At 72.5% G+C, this 12,269-nt stretch carries 8 protein-coding genes and 1 pseudogene; 1 reads left to right on the top strand and 8 read right to left on the bottom strand.

Going from position 1 to position 12,269, the window contains the following annotated elements; all coding sequences use genetic code 11:
* Positions 1–95: 95 nt before the first annotated feature.
* Positions 96–884 (top strand): class I SAM-dependent methyltransferase, encoded by a 789-nt coding sequence (locus VNL12_RS00135; protein ID WP_325590433.1) that lies wholly within the window; start codon positions 96–98, stop codon positions 882–884.
* A 10-nt stretch (positions 885–894) separates the two neighbouring features.
* On the opposite strand, the gene VNL12_RS00130 is transcribed toward VNL12_RS00135, so the two are convergent.
* The 8 genes and pseudogenes from VNL12_RS00130 to VNL12_RS00095 form a co-directional block, all read right to left on the bottom strand.
* Positions 895–2,820 carry a hypothetical protein gene (locus tag VNL12_RS00130; RefSeq protein WP_325590431.1) on the bottom strand — a complete coding sequence of 642 codons (1,926 nt, stop codon included), beginning with the start codon at positions 2,818–2,820 and terminating at the stop codon, positions 895–897.
* Complete coding sequence (locus tag VNL12_RS00125; protein WP_325590429.1) at positions 2,813–4,234, bottom strand: GMC family oxidoreductase; 1,422 nt, start codon at positions 4,232–4,234, stop codon at positions 2,813–2,815. The genes VNL12_RS00130 and VNL12_RS00125 overlap by 8 nt, the downstream gene beginning before the upstream one ends.
* Positions 4,231–4,554, bottom strand: a complete 324-nt coding sequence (locus VNL12_RS00120; protein WP_325590427.1) for a hypothetical protein — start codon at positions 4,552–4,554, stop codon at positions 4,231–4,233. Before VNL12_RS00120 ends, VNL12_RS00125 begins: the two co-directional genes overlap by 4 nt.
* Positions 4,555–4,638: 84 nt before the next feature.
* The gene (locus VNL12_RS00115; protein WP_325590425.1) at positions 4,639–5,688 is read right to left on the bottom strand and encodes an NAD-dependent epimerase/dehydratase family protein; all 1,050 of its coding nucleotides are present in this window, start codon (positions 5,686–5,688) and stop codon (positions 4,639–4,641) included.
* A 145-nt stretch (positions 5,689–5,833) separates the two neighbouring features.
* On the bottom strand, positions 5,834–6,868 hold the full coding sequence (locus VNL12_RS00110; RefSeq protein ID WP_325590423.1) for an NAD-dependent epimerase/dehydratase family protein: 1,035 nt from the start codon (positions 6,866–6,868) through the stop codon (positions 5,834–5,836).
* 56 nt (positions 6,869–6,924) lie between these two features.
* Positions 6,925–8,511, bottom strand: coding sequence for a methyltransferase domain-containing protein (locus VNL12_RS00105; protein ID WP_325590421.1), 1,587 nt, complete (start codon positions 8,509–8,511; stop codon positions 6,925–6,927).
* Entirely contained in the window at positions 8,508–10,415 is a 1,908-nt protein-coding gene (locus VNL12_RS00100) for a hypothetical protein (RefSeq protein ID WP_325590419.1), read from the bottom strand. Before VNL12_RS00100 ends, VNL12_RS00105 begins: the two co-directional genes overlap by 4 nt.
* Before the next feature lie 102 nt (positions 10,416–10,517).
* Positions 10,518–12,269: pseudogene (locus tag VNL12_RS00095) on the bottom strand (hypothetical protein); the annotation flags it as partial.

Below are 12,269 nucleotides of genomic sequence, written 5' to 3'. Positions count from 1 at the left end.
TCTCACGTTAGAGCACGGGCCTGGCGATCGGCGATCATCCCGGGCCGGCGTGGCCCGGCCGCCCCGGACCCCGACCCGAGCAGAGTGCCGCACCCATGACCGCCCCCGCCGATCCCGCTTCCGACGCCGCCGGCGGTGCTCCTCGTCCCGACCTCACCGCCACGCTGGCCGATGTGGCCGATGTGGAGGGCTGGTTGACGAACGGCCAGGCTCGGCTCCTCTGGGAGTCGGCCGCACGGGTGGTGCCGGGCGGGCGGATCGTCGAGATCGGGAGCTTCCGGGGCCGCTCCACCGTGGTGCTGGGCCGCTCGGCCGACCGCAGCATCGAGCTCGTCGCCATCGACCCCCACGCCGGCAACGACCGGGGTCCTCAGGAGATCGACGGCTTCGCGGACGAGGCCGCCCTCGACCACGAGGTCTTCGTGGGCAACCTCGAACGGGCCGGGGTGCGCGACCGGGTCACCCACGTCCGGGCCTTCTCCGATGCCGCCCACGGCCGGGTCGACGACCCGATCGACCTGCTCTACATCGACGGCGCCCACCGCTACGCCCCCGCCCGGGCCGACATCCGCGACTGGGGGGCGCGGGTCACCGAGGGCGGCACCATGTTGATCCACGACTCGTTCAGCTCGGTGGGGGTCACCCTGGCCATCGGACACGAGCTGTTCGGTGGGTCGCGGTGGCGCTACGTGGGCCGCTCAGGGTCCATGACCGAGTACCGCCGCGAGCGGTTGAGCCCCAAGGCCCGGGTGGCCAACGCCGTGCACCAGGCCCTCGAGCTGCCCTGGTTCGCCCGAAACGTGCTGATCAAGGCGCTCATCACGGCCCGGCTCGGGCGCCTGACCAAGCTCTTCGGACACGACCCGTCGGTCTGGCCCTACTGACCGGCCGGCGTCAGCCGTCGACGTCGGGCGGGGCGACGAAGACGGCCACGGGCCGGCCCAGCTCGATCATCCGTTCGATTCGGGCCCGCCCGGCCTCGGAGAGGGCACCGTTGAACCGGAAGGCGTAGGGGTCGTTGTCGACGAGCGGGTCCAGGTCCGATGCCCCGGTCGCATCGAGCTCCTCGATGACCGCGAACCGCAACCGCTCGTACTCGGCCCGGGCCTCGGCGGTGGCGGGATCGTGGTAGGCGATGCGGTGGGTGCCGGGCTTGGCCGCCCACACGTCGATGTCGGGGCCCACCGAGACGTGGATCCGGGCGGTGGCCTCGGACGGCTCGAGCACTCGGTGGCGACCGAACGCGGAGCGGAAGAAGCGGTTGGCCCCCACGTCGAATCCCTCGCGATCGAGCTCGTTCAACAACGAGAAGCCCCGGGCGCCGCCGTGCCAGGGATCGTTCCAGGTGAGGGAGTAGCGGCCGTCGCGCCCCGTCCCCGGCAGAGAACCCTCCGACAGCGCGGCGACGGTCTCGGGCACGATCTCGGCAGCCGACCGCGTGAGCTCGGGGTGGAACACCTCGGTGTGCGCGGCGTCGACGGTGGCCCGGGTGGTCAGGGCGAGCACGACGAGCGCAACGGCGGCCGCTCCGGCGGGCGCCAGCCGCGAGCGGGCCGGTCCGCGATCCGGGCCCCCAGCGCGACGGGCGCCCCACGCCGCCGCGGTCCAGCCGACTGCGAGGAGGAGCAGTGTCGCGATGCCCCATCCCCACAGTGCGAGGTAGCGGAACGGCGGGCCGAAGATCCGGCTCGCCGACACGAGGCCGCCCACGACGACGACGGCCAGGAGGGCGTGGAGGCGGAGGAGGGTCAGGTGGCGCATCCGCCATGCCAGTCCCACGGTGGCCACCCACGCCGCGACCAGCACCAGGCCGGGCAGCGTCGAGCCGCCGAGGAAGAACCGGCCGTCGATCGCCGGCTCCGTGAGCAGCGCCCACGGGTCGAAGGCCGAGAGCAGCACCTCGGCCCCCTCGACCAGCCCGAGCGGCTCCTCCGAAGGACTGCCGAAGTGGTCATAGATCGTGCTCAGGTTGTGGCCCTGCGACCCTGTGATCTGCTCGGCGATGGGCGGGAACCAGAGCAGGGCGCCGAGGGCCGTCCCGACCGCGACCCACCTGAGCGATGAGCGCAGGGCGTCCCTGTCGCGGCGTCGGTCGTAGACCCAGTAGCCGGCCGCCGCCACGCCGATGAGGGCCAGCACGCTCCCCAGCCCCACGTAGGAGATGTGCGTCTGGAGGCAGAACGACGTCGCGAACACGGCCACGGGGAGGGTCGGGAGGTCGCCGCAGAGCAGCGACCACGCCGCCACCATGGCCGTCACCCACCAGAGGATCGGGAGGTAGGGGTTCCACGGCAGGGTGAGGGCGTAGGTGCCGTAGGCGGTCGTCAGCACGATCAGCAGCACGGCGGCCGCAACCATGACCGGCGTGCCCCCGCGACGGCGCGCCATCCACAGCGTGAGGCCCATGGCGATGATGTTGAGGACGGCCGTCGACGCGTTGAGCGTCCACGCCCCCGCGCCGAGCACCCGGTAGACGATGGCCAGGCTCCAGAAGCTGAGCGGGCCCGGATGGCTCCCTCCGTCTGGGCCGAACTCGCCGATGCGGCCCCCGAGGCCGGTGAGCGGAGGGTTGCTGGACCCCACGTCGCGCACCTTCAGCTCGGTCTGGGCGTCGTCGTTCGCCGGGTACCAACGGGGCTCGTGCAGCACCCCGGCGGCCACGACGAGGGGGAGGGCGACCACCACGACGAGGAGAACCAGGAGGAGGAGGTCGTTGCGCCGGCGCCGCAGGCTCGGCGTCGGATCGGCGTCGACCTCGGCCGGGGTCGAGGGAACCGGTGGCGTCGCCGAGGAGACTGTGGTCGAACTGCCGTCAGGCATGGGCGAGGAAGTGGTCTGCGTTGCGGAGGGCGATGGTCATGATCGTGCTCTGCGGGTTGACGCCGGGGGCGTCAGGGAGCAGGGACGCGTCGTTCACCCGAAGGTTGGCGAGGCCCCAGACGCGCCCGAAGCTGTCGGCCCCGGTTCGGGTCCGATCCTCACCGATGCGCACCGACGAGGTCATGTGGACCGTCATCAGGTTCGAACGGCTCCGGTTCACCGATTCCCACCACTGCACGAGGTCGTCGCGGCGCCGCACGACCGGCGCGCCCGTGATCGAGGGGTAGAGCTCGGTGGCACCTGCCGCCATCAGCGCCTCGCCCAGCAACAGGAGGCCGCGGGCCAGCCGGCTCATGTCGGCCTCGGTGAGCCGATAGGTCACGAGCGGCGACCTCAGCCCCGGCAGGGTGGTGACCCGGCCCACGCCGTCGTGGGTCGCGGCGTAGTAGATCGACACGTTCTTCCAGTCGGACATGGCGTCGCCGTAGTCGGCGGTCGAATCGGACAGGGCGAGGGCCACGTGGCTCCGCCGGCTGGCCGAGCCCCCGATCTCGAGGGCGGGGCCGAACTCGGTGATGCGGTGCATCGGAACATCTGCGTGGTCGATGGGGTGCGGGAAGCGCGCCGCCACCCGGATCGTGGGGTGCAGCTTGAGACCGGACCCGATGTTGGCGCGGATGCCGCTGCGCTGGAGCAGCGCCGGGGTCTGGATCGCGCCGCCGCAGACGAACACCTGCTCGGCCCGGACGGTGAGGTCCTCGTCGGTGCCGTCCTCTCGGCGACGGGTGCAGCGGACGCCGACGATGCGATCGCCCTTCCGGACGAGGCGGTCGACCCGGCAGTCGGGGAGGATCGTGGCTCCGGACTCGACCGCCCGGGGGATGAGGGTGCGGGCCATCGTCTGCTTGGTGCCGCGCTGGTCGCGGTCGTAGCGGAACACGCGGGCGAACTCGACCGATCGCCAGTCGAGGGCGGCGGCCCCCCTCTCCAGGATGGTGGACGACAGCGGCGGCTCGCCCGGCACCTTGGCGACCGAGAGGTCTTGCTCGACGCGGTCGGCGTAGGCGTCGAGCACCGTGGGCGTGAACTCCGCGATCGTGTGGCGGCGGCGCCACTCCTCGGCCAGCTCCGCCGGCAGACGGTGCCACAGCCCGCTGTTGATCTCCGTGCTGCCCCCGATGCAACGGCCCTCGGCGTAGGCCACCGGAGGCGCCCCCAGGGCGGCGGAGCCCCCCTGGTGGCGGTACTTGGCCACCATCTCGGCCAGCGAGAACGGCTCCAGGGCGTCGGGGTCGACCCACGGGCCCTCCTCGAGAACGGTGACGTCGCGCCCGGCCCGGGCGAGGGTGGCGGCCGTGACGGCACCGCCGGCGCCGGACCCGATGACGACGATCTCGGTGTCGAGAGTCGTCACCCGCCGGCTCCCGGCTGGAGCTCGTGCTCCGCGATCAACACGAGCGACCGCATCAGCCGGGCGTACTGCCGGACCGGGTTGAGGGGGTTGGTCTCCAGGGCGCGCAGGCTCACGCCCGAGCCGTCGTGAAGGGCGCCGCCGAGCGCGCCGGGTAGGCGGGCCCACGCCCCCAGCACCAGCGATTCGGCCCCGACGCCGAGACGGATGTGCTCGGGCATCGCCCCCAGAGACCCCTCGACGTAGGAGGCGACCCGCGCCCGCTCGTCGTGGCCGAGGTGGCTGACCATCGTGGCGACCAGCTGGCGCTCGAACCAAAGCATGGCCGGAGTATAGGAGTCCGTCTGAACGGCCCGCGAAGCCTCGAAGGCCGCCCGGGCTGCGGACCAGGGCGGGCGCGGGCGCGGTCAGGGGAGGCGCTTGAGGAGGTTCAGCAGGCCCAGCCGCACCGGCGACTGGTGGTGGGAGCCGCGGGTCGAGCCGAGCTCCCGCCGGTGGGCGAGGAACCACTCGTAGGACTCGATGAGCATCTCGGCGTTGGACTGGGTCGACGACCAGCCCAGCTCGTGTTCGGCCCGGGTGGTGTCGAACCACAGCGACTCGCCGTAGAGCAGCCAGTGGTAGGGCGCGAACGGCACCAGCTTCATCTCTCCCAGGGCGCGCATGGCGCTGCTGGCCGGCCCCGTGGGCAGCGACCGGACCCGGGACCCGGTGTCGGCGTGGTCGACGAGGGCCTGGAGCGTCTCGCGCATGGTGCCGGGGTCGCGGGCGCCGACGTTGTACACCGCCGGGCCCGGGCGCTCGCCGGCGCGGAGACAGGCGTCGGCCAGGTCGTTGGCGTGCACGAACTGGTAGCGGTTGCGGCCGCCTCCCAGCACGAACACGGGGGCGCCCTCGGCGACGAACTCGAAGAGCACCGCCATGATCCCGAGGCGCCCGTGGCCGAGGATGGTCCGGGGTCGCACGATGGTGACGTCGAGCCCGGCCCGGACGGCGTCGCGACACAGCACCTCGGCGGTCAGCTTGGCCCGGCCGTAGGCCTCGAGGGGCCGGCCCGGGGTGTTCTCGGTGACGGGGTTGTCGTCGGGGATGCCGAAGATGGCGCTCGACGAGGTGTGCACGACCTTGGCCACACCGGCGTCGCGGGCGGCCAGGAGCACGTTGGCGGTGCCGAGCACGTTGACCGACCAGAACAGCTCGTGGTCCTTGGCCAGGGGCACCTGGGCCACGTTGTGCAACACCACGTCGACGCCCTCGCAGGCCGCGGCCAGCGCGTCGCGGTCGCGCACGTCGCCCCGCACGTAGGTGGCGCGACCGGGCTCGGCGGGCGGTTCGAGATCGAAGATCCGCACGTCGTGGCCGAGGGCGAGGGCCCGTTCGACGACCTCGGTGCCGAAGTACCCGCTACCCCCCGTGACCAGCATCGTCTGTCCACCGCGCCCGCTGCGGTCGTTCATCGGTGCACCATTCGATCGTGGGTCACATCGGGACGGTTCCCCATCGCCGGGCACCGATGAGCACTGCCGGCTCCGCAGGCTCCGCCGTCAGAGGGCCCGTTCTGTCTGGTTCGCTCGCTGCGCTCGTTCACACGCTCGCTGATGCTCACAGGCGCGCTCCTCGCTCCAGGCACCAGCGGATGCTGGTGCGCATGCCCTCGACGAGGGTGGCGACCGGTTCGTACCCGAGGTCGCGTCGGGCCTTGGAGATGTCACAGGCGATCGTGTCGCGCAGCTCGCCCAGCACGTGCACGGGCTGCACGTAACGGCCCGCGCCCTGCAGCAGAGCATCGGCCCGAGCGGCCACGGCGCCGGCGACGGCGGGGATGCGGGGCTGGCGCGATGTCACCTGGAGGCCCTCGGCGGCGAGGGCCGTGCGGACCGAGTCGAGGATGTGGCGCAGCTCGTAGGGCTCGGCATCGGCGATCCAATAGGCCTGGCCCGGGGCGGCATCGGCCGTCTCGGCGAGGAGGAGGGCAGAGACCAGGCTCGCGGTGTAGGCCATGGAGCGCCGCTGCCGGCCGTCGCCCACCATCGGGAAGCGGCCCTTGCGGACTGCCGCGAAGAACTGGGTCTGACGGTCGGGCTGGTGGGGGCCGTAGAACCACGGCGGCCGCAGGATCACCGTCTCGAGGTCCCCGCGGTCGTGGCTCTGGCGGACCAGCTCCTCGGCCTCCAGCTTCGACTCGCCGTACCCCAGGTAGGGGTTGAACGGGGAGTCCTCGGTGAAGCGGTGGTCGGCGGTCGGGTTGGCGCCGAACACCGAGTTGGACGAGACGTGGAGGAAGCGCCCCACCTGCGCCCGCCGGGCTCGGTCGAGGAGGTACTGGGTCCCCCCGACGTTGACGTCGAAGAACGTGCGGGTGCGGCCGTCGGGGTGGATGACGCCGGCGGCGTGGAAGACCGTGGCGGGCCCGGCCCCCGCGAAGAGGCGATCGGCGGTGGAGGGGTCGCGGACATCGCCGACCAGGACCTCGACCGACGGGCCGACCAGCTCGAGCAGGGGGGCGTCTTCCGCCCGAGCGACGAGGCACCTCACCGCCCGGCGCTCCGGGGCCAGGGCTCGGACCAGGTTCTGGCCCAACCACCCACCGGCACCGGTCACGATCGCAGTTGCGGCTCGGTCGCCGTCAGATCCCACTCAGGAACGCTCCTCTGCTCGAACGGGGGCAGCTGCGCCCTGGGGTCACGAGCGGGTCACGTTAGCGGACGGCCCCGATGGGGCATCACCTCCGGCGGCGTCGCCTCCGACTGGCGGACGGCCACGCACAGCAGCGAGGTCCCGAGGGGCACTGAGGCGCGGCCGATCAACGCCCGCTCGAGGCGGGTGAGGACCATGGCGGTGCGGTCGATGACCATCGACGTCCGGTCGAGCCCCAGCTCGGCCTGGCCGCCCGACGCGAGCCGCCGCGTGACCCACACGGGGACCACGAGCCAGCTGAACACGTGGGTGATGACCGTCGGCTCCAGACCGACGGTGGCCAGCTGGCGGCGCAGCAGGTGGCGGTCGTAGCGCCGGACGTGGCCGAGGGACTCGTCGGCTGCGCTCCACAGCCACTGGTGGGCGGGCACGTTGATCACCAACCGGCCGCCCGGGGCCAGAGCGCGCACCGCCTCGCGGAGCGCGGCGACGGGGTCGTCGAGGTGCTCGATGACGTCGAGGAGGCAGACCACGTGGGCCGACCCGTCCGCCACAGGGAGGGCATCGACGCCCCCCTGGAGGCCGAGCAGGCCGTGCGCTCCATGGGCCCGGGAGACCAGGGCGTGGTTGCCCTCGACGACGACCACCCGGTCGGGGCGCCACCCCAGGAGCGACGTGACCCCGCCCGAACCGGCGCCGGCGTCCACCAGCCACTCTCCCGGCTCTGCGCCGGTGGCGGTGCGCCGGAGGGCCGTGGAGACCAGGGCGGCCTTGCTCCGGAACCACCAGTGGTCGCGATCGGCGGCCATCAGCTTCTCGGCATTGGCCTCGTCGAAGATCTCGGGGGCGGGCCCGCCGGCGTCGGACGCAGCCGCACCGGCCGGCGACGGCGGGTGCGCCCCGATGCGGGATCGATCGGCGGCTCCGGCGGCGAGGCGCGCGCGGCGCCAGATCCTGGGGATCGCCCACACCATGGCCAGGCCGTCGCGCCCGACGTTGACCTTGGAGCGCTCGTCGTGGCGCCAGTCGATGGGGATCTCCTGGACACCGATGCCCAGGGCGCCGGCGATGGCGATGACCTCGGCGTCCCAGGCGAAGCCCGCCTCCCGGCAGTGGGGGAGCACCGCCTCCCAGACGGGCGCGGCCGCCACCTTGGCCCCGCACTGCGTGTCGACCACGCCGGGGGTGATGGTGATCTGGAGGAGGCGGTTGTAGCTGCGGCCCAACGCCTCGCGGATCGGCCCCTCGGCTCGCAGCAGGCGCGACGCGGCCAGGTCGCGTGACCCGACGGCGAGGGCGGGTACCCGCTGGGCGGCCCGGAGCACCTGCTCGAGCTGGTCGAGAGGGGTCGACAGGTCGAGGTCGCAGAACCCGCGGTCGGCCGCGGTCGAGGTCCGCAGGCCGGCGGCGACCGCCGCGCCCTTGCCCTCGTGGGGCCGGCGGACGAGACGCACCGGGCGGTGCGGGTTGTCGGCCACCATGGCGTCGACGAGGTCCGCGGTGGCGTCGCCACTACCGTCGTCGACGAAGATCAGCTCGCTCCCCGGCGGCTGGTCGGACACGAAGTCGAGCAGGAGCTTGCCGAACTCCGGGAACCGCTCCTCCTCGTCGAAGAGCGGGACGACGAGTCCGAACGACCTCACGAACCCTCGTCCGGGTCGAGGGGGGCCAGGAACAGGGCCATGGTGCGGTTCGCGCCGTCCTGCAGTTCGGCGTAGCGTGCGAAGCGCTCGTGCCACCCGTCGTCGATCACCACCAGATCATTGTCGATCAGCCGGGCCACGAGGCCCGAGTCGACGATCTGGCGCGCCGCCTCGATGTCGGGTGGTGAGGAGATCGCCGCCACCTGTTCGGGCGAGAGAGACGTGTCGCCGAGGTCCTCGGTGCCGAGACCCCGCGCCACGATGTGGTCGGCGATGTCGGCGCGGATCCCGTCGAGCTCATCCTGCTCGGCCTCGGTGAGGCCCTCGACGAAGACGACGCGCCGGGCCCCCGGGGGGGTCACCCTCGCCGCGTCGCCGTCACGGAACAGGAGACGCTGGGCGTCCCCATCGAGGCGGCGCGACTCACCCAGCTGGCGCACCATCCCGGTGTCCTCGACCACGAAGGGGATGCCCCGCCGCTGGAGCTCCGCCATCACCGGCCCGGTGTAGGGCTCGGCGAACCGGATCCCGTCGAAGTCGATGAGGAGGGTGCCCTCGCCCTCGAGCGCCGCCATCTGCGGCCGGGCCTGGTGCATCACCTCGATGGCGGGCTCGTCGAGGCTCGGGCCGCTGCCCACGTTGTAGGTCGGCAGGGTGCTCACCGCGACCACGACGATCACGGCCGCCATGACCGGCGCGACGACCGGGCCGCGCCGACGGTCGACGCTCTCGCGCCGGAGGACGTAGGCGAGGAGCGCGAGGGCGATGAACGCACCCACCGGCCACATCCACCGGAACTGGTGGGCGGCGACGCCGAAGACACCGAAGGGCAGCTGCCAGGCGGTGACGAGCCCGGCAGCGAGCGCGACCGCGGCGGTGGACAGGGCTGCGGAGGTGACCCGGTCGGCGCGCCGGCGGGCGTCCCAGGCTGCGGCCACCAGGGCCACGCCCAGTACCCCGAGGAGCAGAGCGGCCACTGGGAACGACGGATCGACCGAGCTGATCTGTCCCCCGTCGGGCGACGCGTCGCCCGCTCGGAGGCTCTCCTCGAACGAGGGACGGAGCCAGAACGGGGGCACGGTGAGCGTGTCAGCGACGACCCTGGTCCCGAGCGCGACTCCGACCGACTCCTCGGCGCTGGTGGCGTTGGTCGCCAACCGCACGATGTTGCCCTGGCCCTCGGCGGTGACGTTCTCGATCAAGGGCTGGATCCAGCACACCGCGAGCACCGCGACGCTGATCAGCGCGACCCGCGTGACCGAGCGCCGGAGGGCGGGCCAGGCGTCGGGATCGAGAGAGCGGGCCCGACGCAGTGAGCACCCCAGGCCGACGACGCCCCAGCCTCCGAGAGCGGCGAGCAGGACCACGTAGCTGAGGTGGGTCTGCACGATGAGGCTGGCGACACCGACCGCCCACGGCACGACCCGGTGGTCCCCCGAGGCCATGGCCCACACCGTGGTCATGGTGAAGAGGAACGGGAGGAGCAGGCTGTGCGGCTGCCAGGGGTCGAACAGCAGCTGGCTGCCCATGCTGGAGCAGAGCAGGGCGGTGACGGCGACCGCCGCCATGCCCACCAGCGGGCCTCCCCGGCGGCGTGCCACCACCGCCACGCCGACCAGGGCCGAGACGTTGAGCAGCGCGACGCCGATGGCCAGGCCGATGCCTCCACCCAGCTTGGCCGGGATGGCGAGCAGGTCGAACAGCAGCGGTCCCGGGTTGTTGAAGTTCGTGTCGGTGTTCTGCGACGCCGAGGTCCACGTGCCGAGGAGCGGGTGGTGCTCGGTGAAGACGTCTCGCGCCCGGATCAGGAAGTAGGCGTTGTCGCCGACCGGCTCCCAGCCCCGACCGGCGGCACGGACCGTGGCCACGACGATGGGCAGGATGCCGACGGCGACCGAGGCCACGAAGAGGTGGTCCCGCGTCGGGCGCTTCGCTCTGCGTCGTGGTTCCTCGGCGGGGGGGCTGCCGTGCGTCGCCGTCGCGTCGGGACGGATGTCGACCACCGGTCAGTCCAGCATGCTTCTCGGACCGACGAACACAGCCGTCGGCTGGCCGAGGTCGTGCATCTCGGTGAGCTTGTCCTGTGTTCCCGCCGGCACGCTCGCATCGATGGCCGCCGCGAAGAGGTTGCTGTCGACGAGCCCGATGAGGTCGTCGTTGCCCGTCGCCTGCAGCTCGTCGAGGACATCGGCGCGGAGCTCCTCGTAGCGGTCACGCTGGGCGGGGCTGCGAGGGTCGAAGTAGGCGATCTCCTCGGCGTCGGGCTTGGCTCGGAAGACCTCGAGGAAGGCGCCGTTGGCGAGGTGGACGAACGACGTGGCCTCGTCGCGCTCGCGGATGCGGTGGCGGGCCACCGGCGGGCCCCACGCCTCCTCGGCTCCGACGTCGAAACCGGCTCGCTCCAGCTCGTTGACGAGGGCGATGCCCTGGGCCCCGATGTAGAGGGCGTCGGCCCAGGTGACCAGGTACCGCTCGTCGCGACCTCGTCCTGACGCCTCACCGTCGGACAGGCCGTCCACCGTCTCGGGCATGATCGCCGCCATGGTCCTGACCAGGGGTCGAGCCGGGACCTCGGTGGAGGTCGCGTCGACCGAGAAGATGAGCGACGAGACGGCCGTGATCGCCACCAGGCCGACCCCCCCGAGACGAGCGAGGGACGGTGCCGATGGGTTGCGGGCCGATGGGTTCGGGGTCCGGCGGGCGGCGAGCAGCTCGACCGCGGTCCAGCCGACGGCCAGGAACAGCATCGCGGTGATGCCCCACGCCCAGATCATCAGGTAGTACCAGAGCTGACCGAAGATCCGGCTGATCGAGAGGACCGCCAGGGCCAACCCGGTCGCCACGACGAGGTGCATCTTGAGCAACGCGTGGTGGCGGAGTCGCCAGGCCCCGACGATGGCGGCGAGCCAGATCGCGACCACGACGAGACCGGGCCCGATGGAGCCGGGAGGGACCTGCGAGGACGACGACAGCGAGCCGGTGGCCGCCCCTTGCCCGGTGACGAACCGCCACGGGTTCAGGTGCAGCAGCACCATCTCGATGCCCTGACCGAGGCCCACGGTCTCCTCGCTCGGACTTGCGAAGTGGTCGACGAGGCGGGTGAGGTTGCTCGTCTCGGCCGTGAAGTGATCGATGATGGGCGCCGCCCACAGGAGGACGCCGAGGCCGATCGAGATGAGGATCCACCGGATGTGGTTCCTCCGCTGCGGTGGGTCGGTCAGCGACGCTCGGTAGGCGAACGCCGCGCCTCCCACGGCGAGGAGGCCCATGCCCCCGACGAGACCGGCGTACGGGACGTGGGTCTGGACGCAGAAGGACCCGGCGAAGACCGCGACCGGCAGGGCCGCGAGGTCGCGGCACAGCACCGACCACACGGCCAGGAGCAGCACGAACCACCACAGCAAGGGCATGTAGGGGTTCCACGGTTGGGTCAGGAACTCGGCGCCGTAGCCGCTCACGAGGATGGCGAGGACCGCGGTGGTTCCGAGGAGGAGGGGCATGCCGCCCCGGCGTCGAGCGAGCCACGCCGCCGTGGCGAGGGCGGCGACGTGGATCACCGCGGCCGCCGCGAACATCGCCCAGGCGCTCGAGCCCAGGGCCCGGTAGGTCGGTGCGAGGAGCCAGAAGCTGAGCGGGCCGGGGTGGCTCCCCTGCTCGGAGGCGAACTCACCGATCCGGCCGGGGAGACCGATCAACGGCGTGTTGGCGGTTCCGACGTCGCGAAGGCGCAGCTCGGTCATCGACAGATCGAGGATGGG

It is taken from the genome of Iamia sp. (assembly GCF_035575815.1).
GTDB lineage: Bacteria > Actinomycetota > Acidimicrobiia > Acidimicrobiales > Iamiaceae > Iamia.
Note: the sequence above shows the minus strand (reverse complement) of the source record. Positions and strands in the feature narration are given on the sequence as shown.